Here is a 19,091-nt window from a genome sequence, read left to right as displayed (position 1 = left end):
CGGAGAGCGTGATGAATAAACACGAACTATCGCGGCGGCAGTTTCTTCGAACAGCGTCGATGGCATCGATGGCTGGTTTCTCTGTGAGTCCATTTCTTCTTGAGCTGAACTCGGTTGCTGCGATGGCTCAGCAGGGGAGTCCGACGGACTATCGCGCGCTGGTCTGTATCTTTCTGGCTGGTGGTAATGACGGGCATGGAACGGTGATTGCGACGGATGCGGAGTCGTTCAGCGCGTTTACGACGGCGCGGTCGGGAGCGCCCGGGCTTGCTTACAGCCAGAGTGATCTTCTGCCAATCGTTTTGAAGACGCCGCAGAGTGGGCGTACGTTTGCATTGAATCCGTATTTGACAGGGGTGCAGAATCTTTTCAATGCCGGGCGTGCCGCGATTGTTACAAATACGGGAACTCTGATCGCTCCTACAACCAAGGCGCAGATTCAAGCTAATTCGGTTCCGTTGCCGGCCTCGTTGTATTCGCATTTTGACCAGACTGCGGCGTGGCAGGCGATTGCTGCGAATGGGGGGAGCGCGGTTCACGAAGGATGGGGCGGCGCGATGGCGGATGTGATCGCAACGATGAATTCGAATGCTGCGTTTACTTGTATTTCGACTTCGGGGATTGCTTTGTTTCTGTCTGGGCAGACGTCGTTTCAACTCAATGTAACTTCGGCAGGCCCGATACCGATCTCCGGTTTGGCGAGCCCGCTGTTTGGGCAACAGGCTGGATCGAGTGCGCTGTCATCCATTCTTTCTGCCGAGGAGACGAATCTCTTTGCGAAGGAGTATGAGGTGATTGTCGGCCGCTCGATTGCGGCACAGGCTAGCCTTGCGAGTTCGATGTTGCCGGCCGGACCGGGAGGAGTAGCGAACCCGCCTCAATATCTGGATCCGGTGTTGAATAAACTGACGGATAATTCACTCGCCGTTTCACTGCAAACCGTGGCGCGGATTATGGGTGGGAGAAGCAGTCTGGGGGTGAGCCGGCAGATATTTTTTGTTCAGCTGGGCGGCTTTGATACACACGACAATCAGGCGCCGCAACATGCGCGTCTGCTGACGCAACTGGGTGAGGCACTGGAATATTTTGATACGGCCATGACGACCGCGGGTCTGAATAGCCAGGTGACTACTTTTACCGCGTCGGATTTTGGCAGGACGCTGACGGCAAACTCGGATGGAACCGATCACGGCTGGGGGGGCCATCACATTGTTACGGGGGGCGCCGTGAACGGTCAGGATATGTACGGTCAATATCCGGTGATCGGCTCAAGCCAGGCAAATGATATGGGAGCAGGCCGGTTGATCCCTACAACTTCTGTTGAACAATATGCTGGCACGCTTGCGCGCTGGCTCGGACTCTCGGATGGTCAAGTCAAACAGGTGTTTCCGAATTTCTCAAACTTCGGCTCGAACCCGTACATGGGATTTTTGAGTTGAGGATCTGCTGCTACGCGGACTGGTAGCACACTGAGCGCAGCCGATTTGCAGTATAGGGAGTTTCCCGAACAGCCGATGAGCTGTTGCTTGGTGAGTTCGGCCGGAGCTCGAATGCTGTTCCATCTCGAGCAAGAAGAGATGAACCGCTGATGACTGAGCGCGAGCGTTTGCCACAGATCTCATGCAACTTACGGGTAATTTTCCATTCCGGGACGGTTGCCTAAAGTCATGATTACCAAAGGGCAACATCCTGTTACCTTGCGATCTCTGGCGCTTCCTCCCCACTTTGGAGCTACGTCGCAACCTCCATCTGCTGTTGAGCTCCAGAGGTGAACCCATGCTCGCTCCTGTTCGATTTGATGTAAAGCTTTTCTGTCTGCGTTTGTCTCTGGTGTCCTCAACCGATCAGGACAATGTGGGTCTGCGTTCTCTAAGGGGACGGCTTCAGTCGCGAGTGTGCATTCTGCTAGCTCTTCTGGTGTTGTGCGGAGCGGCGACACGCAGCTACCCGGCGCCGGTGACCTTGCCTGGGGTGACAGTTATAGGGAATACCTCGGCGGCTCAAACGGTTTCTGTTGTCGTGACGAAAAATGGTCAGTTGGGAAAGGCTAGTGCGCTTACAGGTGGAGTTGCGAATCTTGATTTTGCGATTTCTGGGACTGGTACCTGCTTGACCGGGAGCACGCTTGTTGTGGGCCAGACCTGCAGCTTTCCGGTGACGTTCAGTCCGAAGTACCCCGGTCAACATATAGGAGCGGTGGCTCTGTTCGATCCGACGGGGCTGCCATTGGGCAATACATGGCTCGTGGCGACGGGTAGCGGACCGCTTGCCCTGTTTGTGCCGGGCATCATCAAGACGGTTGCCGGAGATGAATCGTGGATCTACCGGGGAGATGGGCAAGCCGCTACAGCTTCGCCGATCTTTCTTCCGTTCGGAGTGGCGGTGGATCCGGCTGGAGATATATTCATTGCCGATTCGAGCAACAATCGCATTCGACGTGTGGATGGCGGGTCGCAGCTGATGTCGACGGTGGCGGGCAACGGCGACGCAGGTAACACGGGTGACGGCGGCTTGGCTACGATGGCTTCGCTTAGCCTGCCGACCTCGGTTGCGCTCGATGGAGCGGGGAACCTGTACTTCGCCGATAGCAACAATCACGCGATTCGCATGGTCACGGCGGCGACGGGAATCATAACGACAGTGGCGGGCGTGCTGGGATCGCAGGGGTATTCGGGGGATGGGGGAAGCGCGATCCAGGCTCATCTCAATACACCCGATTCGGTTGCGATCGATCCGGTGAATGGCTTTCTCTATATCGCGGACAGCGGAAATAATGTTTTGCGGCGCGTCAATCTTTCGACTGGGATCATCTCTGGGTTCGCGGGCAACCACATTGCAAATTATGCAGGGGATGGAGGGCAGGCGACGAGTGCGAGCCTGAATGGACCGTGGGGCGTGACGGTGGGTCCGGATGGCCAGATTTATATTGCTGACCAGAACAATCACAGCGTTCGCAAGGTCGCCCTCGACGGAACCATTACGACGATTGCGGGAAATGGAACCTCGGGGTTCTCCGGCGATGGCGGACCAGCAAGTGGTGCTGTACTGGACAGCCCAGCGGGGACCACGATCGACGCCGCTGGAAATATCTATATCTCTGATGCGGGGAACAACCGGGTTCGGAAGGTGAATGCCGTGACCGGGGAGATCGACACGGTTGTCGGTAGCACACTGGAGTCGTTCAGCGGCGATGGTGGACCCGCGAATGCAGCGGGTATGTATGGACCGTACGGGATGGCGCTTGATGGAACAGGAAATCTCTACGTCAGCGACGTATTCCACAACCGGATACGCCTGGTCCAAAGTATCAATGCGGTGTTGAATTTTCCAGCGATTCGAGTACAGCGTGTTTCGAGCACTGAAGATGAAGAGCTTGAAAATGATGGTAACGCTGCGCTGAACATCTCGGATCTCAATCCTGGCGTCAATACACAACTAGACCCGGTTGCTACAACCTGCTCGACCACTTCGCCGATGGCTTCGGCTTTCAACTGCATTATTGGTGCACAGTTTGCGCCGACGGTGATCGGCAACCCGGTGAAGGGAACGATTACTGTCCTGTCGGACTCGCCAAACAGTCCGCAGACGGTTACGCTAAGCGGCCAGGTTTTGACGCTTGATCCGTCGACAATTACGCTGAACACCAGCGGCTCTCCGTCTGCTACCGGCGCGCTTGTGACGTTTACTGTTGCAGTGACGAGCACGGGCGCGACACCGACAGGCACTGTTACTTTTCTTGATGGATCGACGACGATTGGGACTGCCACTCTGAACAGCGCCGGTGTGGCGGTGTTTCCGACGCTGTCCCTCGCGAGCGGAACTCACATCATTACGGCGAGTTATGCCGGAGATAACAATACTGCGCCGGCCACGTCTTCGCCTGTGACTCAGATCGTAAAAGATGGGACCAGCACTACAATAACGTCGAATCTCAATCCTTCTTCGTCACTGGCCAATGTGACTTTTTCTGCGCTCGTTGTTGGGACGTCGGGGATTCCTACAGGAACCGTTACTTTTCTCGATAGTGGAACCCGCCTCGGGACGGTCACTCTGAATGCGTCCGGAGCGGCTAATTTCAGCACGACATCGCTGATCGTTGGAACCCATCACATCACGGCGAGCTACAGCGGAGACGCCAATTCGATCGCTAGCACGTCGTCGCCGCTTACTCAGGTCGTTGCTGCTTCCTCGACGGCGACTACATTGATTACGAGCAACCCAGATGTTCCTTTCGGAACACCCGTCACCTTTACAGCGAGCGTTACCAGCGGTGGCTCGGTGACACCGACGGGCACAGTTCAGTTTGAGGAGGGGACTGCGATTCTGGGGACTGTGACCCTGGACATTCATGGTTCGGCTACTCTTACTCTTTCAACTTTGTCGGTTGGAGGGCATCCGATTCACGTCGTGTATGGGGGCGATGCGAATAATGGCGCCAGCAGTTCTGCGGCGATGCAGGAGACTATTGAACAGATCACGACGACTACGAGTGTTACGTCGAACTCGGCGAATGCGCCTGCGGGGTCGAGCATTCAGCTGACGGCCACCATTACGCCAGGTTCGTCGGTGCCATCGAGTCCGATCACCGGGACCGTAACTTTTATGGATGGCGCTACGACTCTTGGTGCGGCGACGGTGAGCGGCGGTACGGTGACCATTACCCTGAGTTCGCTGGGAGTTGGATCCCATTCGATTTACGCAATCTACGGTGGGTCTTCGATCTATGCCGGAAGCATATCGCCGACGATCACGCAGAAGGTACAGCAGGCGGTGACATCGGGCACACTGATTGCTTCTGCCAATCCGTCGGTCGCCGGAAAGAGCGACACGCTGACGGTTTCGATTACTAGCAATGGAGGCGTTCCTACAGGCATCGTGACCTTTATGGACGGCACGACAGTGCTCGGCACGGCTGCGCTGAATGCGCAGGGTATAGCGAGCTTTACGGTGCCTTCTTTCTCGACGGGCACGCATTCGATTACGGCCGTGTATCTGGGAGACAACAATAATCTCGGAACGACTCCTGCGTTAACGCTGACGGTTCAGCAGGCGACTACGGGAGTTGTGATTTCGACTTCGGGAAGCCCGTCGACTGCAGGGTTGCCGATTACATTGAGTGCGACTGTTACTGGAAATGGCTCAGCTCCGACTGGCTCGGTGACCTTTTACGATGGCGCTGCTGCAGTTGGTACGAGCCCGATCAACGCTGCTGGTCTCGGAACACTATCGTTGTCGTCTCTTACGGTGGGATCTCACTCGTTGACGGCTGCTTATTCGGGAGATGCTTATAACGCAACCAGTGTGTCGCCGGCGATTACGCAGGTTGTCATCAAGGCGACGACGACAACTGTCCTGACGGCGAGCGCATCGACGACCCCGGTAGGCGCTCCTGTGACGTTTACTGCGACTGTGACAGGAAGCTCGGGCGCATTGGGCGGGACTGTTCAGTTCATGGATGGATCGACGGTGATCGGCAGTCCTTCCTTGGCGGCGAATGGAACGGCGGTGCTCAGCACGTCGACGTTGATAGTAGGACAACACATCATCACTGCTGTTTATCTCGGCGATACGAATGATTCTGGCAGCACCTCAGCCGGGTTGACACACATCGTTTCTCCGGTAACGGGTATTGCGCTTGCATCGAGTCAGGATCCTGTGAGCGCCGGTGCAAATGTGACGTTTACGGCGGCGGTTGGAGGCTCGGAGCCAGCGCCGACCGGGGTTGTTACGTTCCATGACGGCTCTTCAACGCTGGCCGCGATTACGCTCAATGCGGCGGGCGTTGCCGTCTTCAATACTACAAGTCTGGCTTTGGGCACGCACTTGATCACAGCGTCTTATGGTGGAGACGCGAACAATAATGCGGCCCTTTCTTCAACGCTAAGCGAGTTAGTGCAGCGGGCGACGACTCAGACTTCGATGGCGGTCAGTGCGGTGAATTCGACGGTAAATTCTACCGAAACCCTGACTGTCACCGTTACGGGATCGGGCGGTATACCTGGTGGACAGGTGACATTTCTTGACGGCGCGTCGGCGATCGGGACCGCGATCCTCAGCGCGAACGGCTCGGCAACTCTCTCCGTTTCGAATCTTTCGCTCGGCCAACACACTTTGTCGGCAAGCTATGGGGGAGATACGAATGATGCGGCGTCTTCATCTCCTCCACAGACGATTACGGTGAGCAAAGGCGCACCGAGCCTGACGCTGGTATCGAGCAGCAACCCTTCGATAGCTGGGCTCCAGGTTGTCTTTACGACAAATCTTAGTGGGACGACGGTTGCTCCGACCGGCAGTGTGACGTTCACGGACGGCACGACAGTGCTTGGGACATCGGCGATTGCTGCAAATGGAAGCGCTAATTTGCCGGTATCAACCCTTTCGGTGGGACAGCATACGATTGTTGCGACGTACACAGGCGATGCGAATAACAGTCCTGCCACGTCGCCTGGCGTTGTGGAGACGATTCAGCAGTCTACGAGCGCGATCACGCTCAACTCGAATAAGAATCCTGCGCTTATTGGAGACGCAGTTACTTTCGCGATGATGGTGACTGGAACGGGGGCTCAACCAACCGGTACGGTCATACTCCGCGACGGTGCCAACAGCATTGGTACGGTAGGGATTGACGCGAACGGCCTGGCTACTTTGACTGTTTCTACCTTATCGATTGGGACGCATACGCTGATGGCAACTTATAACGGCGATACGAGTCATCCTGGAAGCGTGTCAGGGCCACTGCAACAAGCGATTCTGCAACCCACTGCCAGCACTCTTGTTTCGAGCAGCAATCCATCTTTGTCGGCTACTCCAGTGACGTTCACAACCGTGGTGTCGGGCAGCGGGGGATCTCCTGTTACGGGTACAGTAGCGTTCCATGATGGATCGGCTATTCTCGGAACGAGCATTGTGGGGGCGTCGGGTACTTCGACATTCACGACGAATGCGTTGAGTCCTGGGCAACACTCGATTGTTGCGACCTACAGCGGCGACAGCGTCAGCCAGACAAGCAGTAGCCCGGTGCTTATCCAGACAGTACAGAACAGTAACACCACGACTGTGCTGACTACATCGGGTTCGCCGTCGGTGGCGGGCGCTTCTCTCACTCTTACTGCACAGGTGACTGGCAAAGGGACAGCTCCCACCGGTCCTGTGATCTTCGAAGATGGGACAACGGTGATTGGGACGACTTCGGTGGGCGCCAACGGCATTGCGACTCTCACGACGTCCTCGCTCACTGCGGGTCAGCATATTCTTCTCGCGATCTATCAGGGCGACAGCAACACTCTTACGAGTACGTCCAACCCAGTCCTGCAAAATATCGAACAGCGTACTACGGTCGCGCTTACTGCGGTTAATAGTCTGGGAACCATCAGCGGGACGAGCAGTGGCCCATCTCTAATTGGCAGTCCGATCACGTTTACCGTTTCGGTGACGGGCAGCAGTACGAACCTACCTACAGGTCTCGTCTCTTTGTCTGATGGATCCACGATTCTGGGTACGTCGAGTGTTAATAGTGCGGGGATCGCGACTTTTACGGTTTCGACTCTAACTCTCGGGTCGCATACTCTTACCGCAAGCTATGCCGGCGACACGCAAAACTTCCCGGGCACTTCGCCTGCACTGACGGAAGTGGTGCAACTTCACACTTCGAAGAATACACTGACGATCTCTTCCAGCAGCGCAATCGAGAATAGGCCGTTTACGCTGGTTGCAACGCTGCAAGGTGACGCGGCCGTTCCCCCGTCGGGTACGGTCGTCTTCAGTTCTGGAAGTACTACGCTTGGCAGCGCGACTTTGAATGCTTCTGGTATTGCTACGCTGACTACCAGCCTGGGGTTGGGAACTTACAGTCCGATTGCGACCTATCAAGGGGATTCGCAGTATTTGGGGTCTGTATCGAGTCCCGTTTCTTTGACGGTGGTTCCGGCGACCAACTTCACGATCGCTTTGAATCCTCCAAACATGCAGATGAAGAGCACACAGCATGGCACAATTCAATTGACACTCACCTCAATTGAGAATTTCACGGATCTGCTTTCGCTTGGCTGTGTTGGCCTCCCGCGAGCGGCTACCTGCACGTTCACTTCTGATCAGGTATCGCTCGATGCGAATGGCAAGCAGACGATTAGCCTGACGATTGATACGGGCTCTCCCCTGACGGCTGGGAGCATCGCGAAAGCTGATGGACCCTCTTCCAGCGGTATCGCGCTTTGTTTCCTGCCAGGTGGGCTCATTGTCGGGTTGACGCTTCTACGTTCGCGACGTGGCCATAAGCTGCTCAGCGGTCTTCTGCTGGCGTTGCTCTTTACGGGAGCGATGGCAATGTCGGGCTGCGGTGGACTCGATGTGCATGGTACACCGGCAGGCAGCTATACCTTCAATGTGACTGCTATCGGCGCTAAGACGGCGGCGACTCAGTCTGCTCCGATGACTTTGACGGTGACCCAGTGATCAAATGGTTTGATGGCTCACAGCCTCTTTGGAGATTGTCGAGGGCGCTTGTTGTTGTGCTGTTTTGTGCTGCGGCAACATCTCTCGTGAATGGCCAGGCGCTGCCAACTGCGACGGGGCCGGGACCCCGATGGCTCGTCGGGGGGACCTACTCGTTCTTTGCGGCGGATTATGGCAAGCGCGATCTTGGAGGCGGGTCTGGCTTTGTCGATTACTCTCGCTCAGAGCGCATTAGTTACGAGGCTGAGGTTCGATTTCTTACCATTAACGAAGAGGTGGGCACTCATCAGTCGACCTATCTCATTGGGGGAAAATTTCCATATCGCAAGCGCTGGTTGACAGCATATGGAAAGGTTCTTATTGGAGACGGGCACTTTTATTTTCCATACGACTACGCGGACGGCAACTACTTTGTGCTGGCTCCTGGCGGCGGTGTTGATCTGGCATTGGGCAGAAGTCGGTATAGCGTACGGCTTGTTGATTTTGAATATCAATGGTGGCTTAATTTTCCGTTCGGCACGCTGCGACCGTACGGGGCCAGCACGGGAATTGCTGTTCATTTTCACTAGTCTGACTTGTGGGTGGGACGGCTTCTAGAGTTAGTGAGGGCGAAATCGTCGAAAGCTATGGGACTATTATTTGGCGCTGTGGCCACAGCTACGAGAGAGTCAGCGCATCCGTAGTAAAGAAACCACTGGCTGTGAAAGTAGACGAGACCTTCGGCGAAGGTAGTACCTGCGGCGTATTGTCCGGTCTTCTCATAAGGCATGATCGGTTTCAGGACAGGATTCTCCGTCTGTTCGAGGAGACGGGCGGGATCCTTAATGTCGAATAGAGCCTCGCCGGCTGCATATGCGTTGGGGCCTAGATCCGGATCTCCGCCTGTCACTGCATTTTTTCCGTTGTAGAGCACAACGATTCCGGCGGTGGTCAGGACTGGCGGAGGGCCGGTTTCCGGAAACGTGCTGTCAAAGTGTTGAGGACGTGGGCGAAGTATTTCGATGGGATCGCCCTGCGCGCTCTCCAGCGGATTCCAGTGGATCAGGTCGCTCGAGGTAGCGAGATGGATGGCGCCTTCACCCCAGTACATCCAGAATTTGCCGTTGATTTTGGCGGCTACGAGGCGTCCGTTTTGTAGGCGCGTCACGATACCAGCCGACTTGTATTTGAGTTGGGCGTACTTGCCGTTCGATGCGCTTGCAAATGCAGGACCGTGCTTAATCCAATGTATTAGATCGGATGAGGTCGCGATTCCTACGGAGTAAGTACTGCGGTTCCACTGAGTGTATGTGAGGACGTAGGCGCCGTCGCTGGTTTCGACGATGCGCGGATCTTCCACGCCACCCGGCCATTCGCGAGACTGTTGAGTATCTTTTGACGGATAGAAGACGGGTTCGGCGCGCCGTGTGAAGTGGATGCCGTCGTTACTTTCCGCTAAACCGAGGCGTGAGGTGTGTTCACCAATCTGCATGGTCCCGGAGTTATCCTCGGCCCGGTAGAGGATGTAGACCTTGCCGTTGCGAACAATCGCTGCGGGATTGAAGGTGTGAAGAATCTCCCAGTGAACAGGAGCGTTGAGGACAGGATCGATGAAGGTCGATTGCGGATTAGGAGTAATGACGGGATTGCCGTTGGCAGGGCGGGTGAAAGGGCCGATCTCCCATGTGGCCGTACTCTGCGCAGGGAGGACGCTGGTCGTAAGCAGGGTCGCTATGATGATCAGCATGCGGACTATTCTCATGTGGTCTAAAGTACAGTGCTCGAGAAGTGCTAACAAGGCATGATTTCATCGACCGATTTCGACGAGTAGTTATGGCGTTGCTTGCTTTTCCAAGGTGTAGGGAACGGCGAAGCGCCCAATCTGAAGGATCGGGTTGCTCGCGGGAGGCCATATGCGAAAGGATTCGACGCGTGAGCCGGTCGACAGATGATGAGCTGTGACGGTACCGTGTTCTTGTCCGGTTGCGGCATCGTAGAACTTGACGATGAGATTGTCGTCCCCGCGCTGCCACCCGATTACGTAATTTCCTGAAGCAAGCGAAATATCTCCGAAGGTGATGGGAGCTTGAACCAAGAGGTAGTGGGAGTATTTCCCGTCGGCGGAGTAGCCGGCGGTGATGAGAACAACACCTGCAATAATCTTTCCATGAGAGTTGATGATGCCGGAGGCGGTGCGCATCTCTGTTTCGATGCGTTCTTTTTCGACTGGAGCGCGGGCTGGTAGAGCCATCTGCAACTCTGTTGGAGTCGCTGCGCGCCAGGAAGGCTTTGATTGAGCGGCGGCAAAGGACGGTGGCACAAGGATCAGAAGCAGGGCGATGAGAGATGGCTTCATTGGGCAGGGTCTCATTTGAGATGTACGATACCTCGTTGGAGGGCGACGGTAGCAGCGTGAGTGCGATCGCTGACGCCAAGTTTTCCGAGCAGGCTATTGATATGGGATTTGACTGTGGCTTCGCTGATTTGCAGGTCGGAGGCGATCTCCTTATTTGCGCGGCCAGCCACGATGCGTTCCAGGACCTTGAGTTCGCGGTTGGTGAGCGCTTGAGTGCTCATTCTCTCGGCAAGCTTTTCTGCTATGGCCGGTGAGATGAGGGTTCTTCCGCTGTGAACTGCCTGAATGGTCGAGACGAGTTCGTCGACGGTCATTCCTTTGAGCAGATAGGCTTTTGCGCCGGCCTGGAGGGAGCGAAAGATGTCTTCGTCCCCGTCGAAGGTGGTAAGGACAATGAATCTTGCTGCGGGATAGTCGGCGCGAATCTTCAGGATGGCATCGACACCGCCGAGGTTCGGGAGCTGTAGGTCCATCAGGGTAATGTCCGGTTGTAAGGTTTTGTGGAGATCGATTGCCTGAAGGCCGTCGCTGGCTTCGCCCACTACTTCTATGTCCGGGACAATGTTGAGTAGCGCAACTAGACCCTGACGAACGACGTGATGATCATCCACTACGAGGATACGAATTCGTTCAGGCATTGATTGCTGCCTCTTTTCCTTCTGTGATGGGCGCTTCGAGCGTGACAGTGGTGCCGTTTCCCGGAGAGCTTTCAATCGTTAGTTGACCACGAATTTGAACTGCACGTTCGCGCATGCCCTGAATACCGAAGTGCCCGTTTGCCGAAAGCCCTTCGGTGAGTTGAAATCCGCTGCCATTATCGGTGACGGTAAGTACCAATCGTGTTGCGCCGTAGAGAAGGTCGGCGGAGACCTGGGTCGCGTTTGCGTGGCGGGCGGCATTTGCCAATGACTCCTGGGCGATGCGGAAGACCTCATCTTCAAAGGGCTGGGCGAGAGGGCGATACGTGCCGGTAATGTTGAGCCGAGTGCTGAGTTTCTTTTGGCTCCACTGGTCAGCCAAGTGGGTGAGGCGTGTGGGCAAGCTGTTCTGCGCAGTAATGGCGCGGAGATTCCAGATGCTTCGGCGAGCTTCGGCGAGTCCTTCGCGGACGTACGCGCGGGTCTGGCCGATCTGTCTGGTTGCTGCGTCAGTTTGAGAGAGGGCGAGAAGCTGGGAGGTGAGTTCTAGTTGCACAGAGACGCCGACAAAGCTTTGAGCGAGAGTGTCGTGAATTTCGCGGGCCACGCGGTTTCGCTCAGCAAGAACTGCCTGGAACTGCGCCTGAAGGCTCCGGACGCGGAGACGGTATAGCAGGAGCGCAAAGACGGCGGCGAGACCAACGACAAACGGGAGAAACCAGAGTCTGCGATAGAAGGGAGGCTGCACATGGAAGGCGATCTGCGCTCCGGTTTCATTCCATATGCCGTCGTTGTTCGCTGCCTGCACGCGAAAGCGATAGTTGCGGGGAGGAAGATTGGTGTAGTAAGCGACGGGGCGCGAGCCGGCTTCGGTCCAATTCTGGTCGAAGCCTTCGAGAAGGTAACGATAGCGGACTTTGGCGGGCGCCACGTAACTGAGGCCAGCGTATTCGAATGCAAAGCTGGTGTGGCGGGGCGTGATAGGTTGTTCGGTGGATGTTAGGGGCATGTCGACTCCATCCACCGTAAAGCGTTCGATGACGACCGGGGGCGGCACCAGGTTTTCTGTAAGATGTGCGGGATCGGTAACTGCGACGCCTTTGCGAGTGGCGAACCAGAGAAGTCCTTCAGTAGTTCGCCAAGCGGCGGGATGACCTACACCGACGGCTTCTTCGGTTGGCATTCCGTCGGCACGACCATACGAGACTGGGTGAGGATCGCACGTTGAAAGTGAACCACACTTGATAAGCGCCACAGCTGAGACGCGGATGATGCCTCGACTGGAGCCCAGCCAAAGATTGCCGCGATCATCATGGAGGATGGAGTCGATGGTCTGAGGCAGGTCGTTTCGGTGAAGGGAGATGAAGCCTCTGGTTGTTAGGGCGCTGAGGCCAGCTCCTTTTGTTCCGATCCAGAGCGTGCCTTTAGGATCTTCGATGAGAGCGGTGATCGTGTCGCCGGAGAGGCCGTCTCTTTTTGTGAAGGTTTTAATATAGCCGTCGCGGAGACGTGCGAGACCGTCGAGCGTACCGATCCACAGGTCGTGAGAGTTGGAGATATGAGGCCTAAGAAGAGCACCGACGAGTTCACTTCGGAGGCCGTCGGAGTGGGTCAGTGTAACGAATTGATCGTTCTGCAAATGCGCGAGGCCGTGACGAGTGCCAATCCACAGTGAACCATCTTCGTCACTGAGGAGAGAGCGAATCAGATCATCGGGTAGGCCGTCGGCGGAGGTGTAGGTTCGGACCTTCGATCCTTCGATGTGGTTGAGGCCGTCCGGCGTGCCGATCCACATACTGCCGTCTGCCCCTGGGGCCAAAGCGAGAATGGTTTCGCTGAGGAGGCCCGAGTGAGTGGACATGTGTCGAATATTTCCTGCTTGCCATCTGTCGAGTCCGTCGCCGTCGGTGCCGACCCACATGGCGCCGTCGGATGCCTGTGTGATGGCAGTGATCAGGTGATCGGACAGGCCAGGAATGGTGCGAAAGTTTTCGGGTCTCAGGATTTGGAGGCCGCTGGTTTCTGTTCCAACCCAGAGATTTCCCTCTTTGTCTTGCGTGAGAGAGAGGATGCTGTTGGAGCCAAGGGCTGCAACGGCTTGTGGGTGGCTGCCGATTTTGTCGAGGGCGAATAGTCCTCTATCGGTGCCTATCCAAAGCTCTCCCTGTGAGCCAGCAAGAACAGACTGGATGCGCGAGGCTGGGAGGTCGTGGCCAGTTGTTAGAGTTCGGCTATGGCCGTTTTGCAGCACCCTGAGACTGGTACCCGTGCGCAACCAGAGACTGTGATCGGGGAGAAAGCCGATGCCCTGAATATCCTTCGGCGTAGAGGCGGGGCTGAGTGGCAGAGGGAGAATCCGGCCATGGAGATATTGAAAGATTCCGGAGTTCGATGCGATCAAAACGCTGCCATCGGGTGCTGTGGCTATCGCCGAAGGGATGGAGGAGAAGGGAAGGGAGATGGTCGAGAAGCGGCTCCCACTAAGGCTGACGATGCCCTCGGTGGTGAGGAGCAAGAGTGCACCGTTGTCTGCTACGGCGAGGTTGGTGACGCGGTTGGTAGTTAAACCGTCCGCGATGGAGTAGCGGCGAAATGTTCCTGCCGAGTATCGGAGGAGGCCGTCGGATGTCGCGATCCAGAGGGGGCCGTTGCGACTTTGAGTGAAGCAGCAGATGTCATCGCCAGTGATTTCGGGAGTGGTTTCATGGGTGAAGGTTTTGAAGTCGACGCCATTGAAACGAGCTATGCCACCTTCGGTTGCAATCCAAATGTAACCGTCGGTGGACTGAAAGATTTGATGGACGCTGTTTTGGGGGAGGCCGTTTTCAGTGGACCAGGACTGATGGACAAAGCTATTTGGGTCCTGGGACTGAGCAGGGGGAGATAGCGACGCGATTCCGCATAGCGTCCAGAGGAGCGAGGAGCCCATGGCGAGATGGAGACGCGAAAGCAAATTCATGCGGAGGTTCGATGTGCGCGCAAGCATGATGCTCGGATTCGCTTCCATTCGGATAATACGTCTTCCTGATCTGAGAATGCGTATCGTTATTTCGACTTCTTGTCGCGGCAGGAGTGCAGGTAGGCGACGAGGTCGTCGACTTCGGATACCTTCAGAATCTCGCCGAAGGATGGCATCTGGCGACCACCCTGTGTGATCTGAGTGCGGATCTGAGTTTTGTTCAGGGTGCGGCCTACTCCAGAGAGATCGGGGCCTTTTTCGCCGCCCTGACCGCGGATGGTGTGGCAGTGCTGGCAGCCGTTGTTCACGAACACGGTTGCTCCGTGCTGCTTTGCGGACTCCCCGAATACGGGCAGACAAGACACAGATGCCAAAGCAATAACTAATGCTGAGCCGAGCAATTTCATTGAGCAGATGTTACGGTGTGGTCGGTGGGTTCGGGAGCAAAATCGGTGTGTGTGTGCCAGGGGACGGTCTCCGATGCGACTTCGTTGTGTTTGCGCAGATACTCAAGTGCGTACGTGCTTGCGGTGGGGTCGTCTTTTTGATCAGCAAACATCGCTGCTTCGTGGGCCGCTTTATCTTTCATGCCGAGGCGGCGGTAGACGATGGAGAGGATATAGTGTGCGGCCAGGTCGTCGGGGTCGATCGATTGTAGAGTCTCATATTCTGTGCGGGCTTCGTCATACTTATGCTGCTGATAAAGAGAAAAGCCGAGCTCTCGATGAGCGTCGCGCGAGTTTGGGAATTTTGTGATGACTTCGCGGAGATCTGTGATGGCGTTGTCGACCTGGCCCTGGTTCCGTTCGACTAACGCGAGGTAATACAGCGCGCGGGAGTTGTGTGGGCTGAGCGCGAGCGCCTTGTCGAGGCTGGCACGAGAGGCTTCGTAGCGCTCCCACTGGAAGTTAGCGATGGCGATGTTGGTGAAGGCGTCTGCGTAGTCGGGTCGGAGTTGGGCGACCTGCTGGAATGCCCGGACGCTCTCGGCGTATTGCTGGGCATCCAGCATTGCGATGCCGTAGTTGTTCCAGCGCATCCAGATTTTGTTGTCCTGTGGGTCGACCGCGGGAGGATTGTCGCCGATGGTGAAGGTGCGTGTGCGTTCGGACATCGTAACAACTGGCATCTCGTAGTGCTTGCCCATTCCGAAGTCCATGAAATGCTGATCGAAGCGGCGGTAGTTGACCTTCGCTGTGACGGTGATGGGTCCAGTTGCGTCCGCGGGCACTTTGAATTGGTAGCGGACGACCTGGGAGCGGCCGGAGGCGATCGTGTTGTTGTAGGCGACGACGCGATTATTCCAGACCTGGTGGAGATCGTTGATCGTTCCTCTGGTGTTAACCAGGCGATTGGTGAAGCTGTGTGCTCGAGGATCAAGGTCGCCGTTGGGTTGAATTGTGCCGGAGTGCATGAGGGTGTGGCCGGCGGCGTCTTTGGCTTCAAACTCGACCCAACTCTCGTACATGTCGCGCTGCTCGGGCACGTGGCTGTGAGCGATGCCTTTGTTCTGAATGATGATCGTAGTCGTCAGAAGATCGCCTGGGGCGACGGTGAAGTTATCGTTGCCGACTGGGGCGATGATCTTTTCTTGATTCTTCTCAAGGCCGAAGATGTCTACGTTGAAGACGCCGGCCTTGAGGAACGCTACGGTCTTCTCCATCTGAGTGTCGTAGTTGTAGAACTTCGGGATAACTGTGTTGGCGCCGAGCCATCGGTGAGAGGCGAGTTTTCCTTCCTTTGCTCCAGAGTCAGAGGTGGTGAGATCTTCGCGCGTCATGTGACAGGTCTGACAGGTGGAAACCTGGTCTTTGACGTAGAAGGGAAGGGGTGACTGTTTGGCGAAAGAGGAGAGCTGCCACTCGTCGGAGAGGAAGATGGCCCGTTGCCATTTGTAGTCATTCAGCTGCTTGGGGAGAGCGGCTTTATGGCAGGCCGCACAGAAGTTGCTGGTGCGGTAGAAGTCCTTCATCACTGCTTTGGAGTGGCGATCGAGGTGGGCAAGGATCTCTTTGTCAGAGACATCGCCATAGATGGGTTGGTCGTTCTCATCAAGGAGAACAGCTGGCTGCGCCAGCACATAGCTACCGGTGCCACGGGCATCGACCTTCTGGATGGAGTGGCAGACGGAGCAGGTGATGCCATCGTCGTCGAACTTACGATTGACCGGCGATCCCTTGGTGAGCGCTCCTGAGACGAGTGCGATAGGATTGTGGCAGCCTTCGCAGTGACGGGTGTATTCGATGCCTTTTTCAGCCGTCAGCAGGCCGGTGTTCCTGATGTACCACGGAGCGCGAAAGGAGTTGGCGTGAGCGGACTGGCGCCATTCGTCATGTGCTTCCTGATGGCAGTGGCTACAGTATTTGGCAGTAGGGAAGGATTTGGGATTGATGAATTGGCCCGTGTCGGTGGTGGCGTTGGATGGCAGGAAAGGCAGATCGGCACCGAATCTAAAGTTGTAATGTTCTTTGACTGTCTCCGTGTAGATCTGGCGTTGAGCTGGGGTGGTGAAGGCGTCGGAGGCGTGGGTCCCGTCCGCCTTCAAGGAGATGAAAAATGAGGTGGTGGCTGCGCAAAGGGCCGTACAGAGCATGATGCGACCGATCCGTCTGTATGGCATTTTCATAGGAGAGGTGATTGTAATGATGCGCGAAGTGGGTGCGCTATTGTTCTGCGGGTGGGAAGAAATCTCAATCAAAAGTTTGAAGAGAGGAGATAGGGTTTGGCGGTTAGATTTTTGCGCCCTTACCTTCGGTCAGATTAACGATCTGGTCGACCTTGGTGATTGCGAATTTCTCTTTTGCCCCGCTGGGCCAGTGAACTTCGACTGAATCGATTATGGCGGCGTCACCAAGGCCGAAATGAATGCGAGGGTCGTGAGTGGAGGCGAAGCTGCCTCCGGAGATTACATCTCCACGTTGTTTTTTGCCTCCCGCAGTAAGGTAGACCGTGGAACCGATGGCATCGCGAGGGCTTTTGGGTCCGCCTACGAGTTTTAGCTCGATCCAATGGTGGTTATCTGCGGAGACGTTACGGAGCAGGCCCGGGGGGTGGTCGAGTGAGTTGATGACAACGTCCAATTTGCCGTCGTTAAAGAGATCTCCGACGGCCATGCCGCGACCAACATAGAGAGCTGCGAGCGCGGTACCTTCGACGGCGGGTTCGAGATCGAATTTTTTGCCATCGATGTTGCGGAATAGGAGCGGGCGTTGTGCCCAGGTGGTTCCCCAGGTTGTGTGGTCGACTTGGGGATAGACGTGACCATTCGCGACGATGAGGTCCTTCCATCCGTCATTGTCGAAGTCCAAAAAAGCTGCGCCCCACCCGAGGAACGGAATTGTGGGTTCCGCGATTCCCATCTGGTAGCTGATATCGGTGAAGTTGCCGTCTCCGTCGTTACGATAGAGCGGGTTGTAGTCGTCTGAGAAGGTTGTGTTGTAGATGTCGAGCAGGCCGTTGTTTCGGTAGTCGCCGATTGCGATGCCCATGGATGCTGTTTCGCGGCCATTCTCGTTGAGAGCGTATCCGGAGGCGTAGCTGGCGTCCTCGAAGGTGCCGTCGCCTTTATTGAGGTAGAGGTAGTTTGGGGTGGAATCGTTGGCGACGAGAAGGTCTGGTTTGCCGTCGTTGTTGACGTCGACGAAGACGGAGGCGAAACCGTAGTAGCCATTCTTGTCGGAGACTCCGGCTTTTTCGCTTACGTCGGTGAAGGTGCCGTCACCGTTGTTGTGGAAGAGGTGATCTGGTTCGCCCTTGAGACCACGGGGGCCGCACATGACTTTCTCGCCGCGAAACTGGCAAAAGCTATAAGAGACATCTTTGCCGCCGGAGCCGGGTTGGTTTGCGATGTCGTAGTGAACATAGCCGGGGACGAAGAGATCTAGCCGGCCATCGCCGTCGTAGTCTCCCCAGGTGGCTCCGGTGGACCAGTTGCCGAGAGTGACCCCGGCTTTCTCTGCGACGTCGGTGAAGGTTCCGTCATGGTTATTGTGATAGAGGCGGTTCTTGCCGAAGTTGCTGACGTAGATATCGGGCCAGCCGTCGTTGTCGTAGTCAGCGATGGCAACGCCAATTCCCCAGCGGTCATTGGTGACGTGCGCGTTCGCCGCAACGTCAGTGAAAGTGCCATCGTGATTGTTGTGGAATAGTGCGGCATGGGGCGGTGTTGCTTTGCCGCTCATGGCATCGTAGGTGGAACCGTTGACGAGATAGATGTCCAGCCAGCCATCGTTGTCATAGTCGATGAGTCCGACGCCAGATCCGTTTGTCTCGATGATGAAATTTTTCTCCGGAGTTCCCATTGTGTGGGTCCAAGAGGTTAAGCCGGCTTTTGCGGCGATGTCCTGGAAGATGATGGGGCCACTCTTTACGAAGCCGCCGGCGGTAATGGGCCGCTTCTCTGCGTCGAGCACTGCGGGATGTGCGCCGCCAGTGTTGGCTCCTCCCGTTGCAGGCGCCTGCCCGCCTTCCTGGGGCTTGTCAGATTGTGTGTCTGCGGTGTGGGAGTTTGGGGTAGTCGATTGGCCTATCGATATTCCTGTACTTACAAAGAGGATTGCCTGGATGACAAAGGCTAGGTGATGCGCAGTATAACGATGGCGATGATGAACGGTCACGAATGTGTCCTTGTGGCTCCGATTTCAGGTTGCAGGGTAGTTAAGTCCTGCACGCATTCCTGGTTCTCTGATGGATTCAGCATCATGTTTAC

Annotated in this window: 10 protein-coding genes; 3 read left to right on the top strand and 7 right to left on the bottom strand. The window is 56.1% G+C overall.

Annotation, left to right across the window (positions count from 1 at the left end; all coding sequences use genetic code 11):
• Positions 1 to 11 precede the first annotated feature (11 nt).
• The 3 genes from HDF14_RS15980 (at position 12) to HDF14_RS15970 (ending at position 9,020) form a co-directional block, all read left to right on the top strand.
• Positions 12 to 1,439: a DUF1501 domain-containing protein gene (locus HDF14_RS15980; protein WP_183978506.1), complete on the top strand. Its 1,428-nt coding sequence runs from the start codon at positions 12 to 14 to the stop codon at positions 1,437 to 1,439.
• Between the two features lie 337 nt (positions 1,440 to 1,776).
• Positions 1,777 to 8,451, top strand: a complete 6,675-nt coding sequence (locus HDF14_RS15975; protein ID WP_183978503.1) for an Ig-like domain repeat protein — start codon at positions 1,777 to 1,779, stop codon at positions 8,449 to 8,451.
• Positions 8,452 to 8,486: 35 nt separating this feature from the next.
• Positions 8,487 to 9,020: a hypothetical protein gene (locus HDF14_RS15970; RefSeq protein WP_183978501.1), complete on the top strand. Its 534-nt coding sequence runs from the start codon at positions 8,487 to 8,489 to the stop codon at positions 9,018 to 9,020.
• On the opposite strand, the gene HDF14_RS15965 is transcribed toward HDF14_RS15970, so the two are convergent.
• The 7 genes from HDF14_RS15965 to HDF14_RS15935 form a co-directional block, all read right to left on the bottom strand.
• Positions 9,017 to 10,177: a glycoside hydrolase family 130 protein gene (locus tag HDF14_RS15965; protein WP_260698314.1), complete on the bottom strand. Its 1,161-nt coding sequence runs from the start codon at positions 10,175 to 10,177 to the stop codon at positions 9,017 to 9,019. The two genes, HDF14_RS15970 and HDF14_RS15965, sit on opposite strands and share 4 nt — an antisense overlap.
• Positions 10,178 to 10,261: 84 nt before the next feature.
• On the bottom strand, positions 10,262 to 10,786 hold the full coding sequence (locus HDF14_RS15960; protein WP_183978497.1) for a hypothetical protein: 525 nt from the start codon (positions 10,784 to 10,786) through the stop codon (positions 10,262 to 10,264).
• Between the two features lie 11 nt (positions 10,787 to 10,797).
• Positions 10,798 to 11,424 carry a response regulator gene (locus HDF14_RS15955; protein ID WP_183978495.1) on the bottom strand — a complete coding sequence of 209 codons (627 nt, stop codon included), beginning with the start codon at positions 11,422 to 11,424 and terminating at the stop codon, positions 10,798 to 10,800.
• Positions 11,417 to 14,431 carry a sensor histidine kinase gene (locus HDF14_RS15950; RefSeq protein WP_183978493.1) on the bottom strand — a complete coding sequence of 1,005 codons (3,015 nt, stop codon included), beginning with the start codon at positions 14,429 to 14,431 and terminating at the stop codon, positions 11,417 to 11,419. The genes HDF14_RS15955 and HDF14_RS15950 overlap by 8 nt, the downstream gene beginning before the upstream one ends.
• Before the next feature lie 38 nt (positions 14,432 to 14,469).
• Complete coding sequence (locus tag HDF14_RS15945; RefSeq protein ID WP_260698313.1) at positions 14,470 to 14,790, bottom strand: c-type cytochrome; 321 nt, start codon at positions 14,788 to 14,790, stop codon at positions 14,470 to 14,472.
• The gene (locus tag HDF14_RS15940) at positions 14,787 to 16,976 is read right to left on the bottom strand and encodes a tetratricopeptide repeat protein (protein ID WP_183978489.1); all 2,190 of its coding nucleotides are present in this window, start codon (positions 16,974 to 16,976) and stop codon (positions 14,787 to 14,789) included. The genes HDF14_RS15945 and HDF14_RS15940 overlap by 4 nt, the downstream gene beginning before the upstream one ends.
• A 136-nt stretch (positions 16,977 to 17,112) precedes the next feature.
• Positions 17,113 to 18,999: a CRTAC1 family protein gene (locus HDF14_RS15935; protein WP_406707229.1), complete on the bottom strand. Its 1,887-nt coding sequence runs from the start codon at positions 18,997 to 18,999 to the stop codon at positions 17,113 to 17,115.
• Positions 19,000 to 19,091 lie beyond the last annotated feature (92 nt).

Source organism: Tunturiibacter gelidiferens, assembly GCF_014201335.1.
Taxonomy (GTDB): domain Bacteria; phylum Acidobacteriota; class Terriglobia; order Terriglobales; family Acidobacteriaceae; genus Edaphobacter; species Edaphobacter lichenicola_E.
Note: the sequence above shows the minus strand (reverse complement) of the source record. Positions and strands in the feature narration are given on the sequence as shown.

Bases quoted from the DNA above. Each gene is read 5' to 3' on its own strand.
- HDF14_RS15950 (WP_183978493.1), bottom strand. From the start codon at position 14,431: ATGGAAGCGAATCCGAGCATCATGCTTGCGCGCACATCGAACCTCCGC.
- HDF14_RS15940 (WP_183978489.1), bottom strand. From the start codon at position 16,976: ATGCTCTGTACGGCCCTTTGCGCAGCCACCACCTCATTTTTCATCTCC.
- HDF14_RS15960 (WP_183978497.1), bottom strand. From the start codon at position 10,786: ATGAAGCCATCTCTCATCGCCCTGCTTCTGATCCTTGTGCCACCGTCC.
- HDF14_RS15965 (WP_260698314.1), bottom strand. From the start codon at position 10,177: ATGCTGATCATCATAGCGACCCTGCTTACGACCAGCGTCCTCCCTGCG.
- HDF14_RS15980 (WP_183978506.1), top strand. From the start codon at position 12: ATGAATAAACACGAACTATCGCGGCGGCAGTTTCTTCGAACAGCGTCG.
- HDF14_RS15955 (WP_183978495.1), bottom strand. From the start codon at position 11,424: ATGCCTGAACGAATTCGTATCCTCGTAGTGGATGATCATCACGTCGTT.
- HDF14_RS15945 (WP_260698313.1), bottom strand. From the start codon at position 14,790: ATGAAATTGCTCGGCTCAGCATTAGTTATTGCTTTGGCATCTGTGTCT.
- HDF14_RS15975 (WP_183978503.1), top strand. From the start codon at position 1,777: ATGCTCGCTCCTGTTCGATTTGATGTAAAGCTTTTCTGTCTGCGTTTG.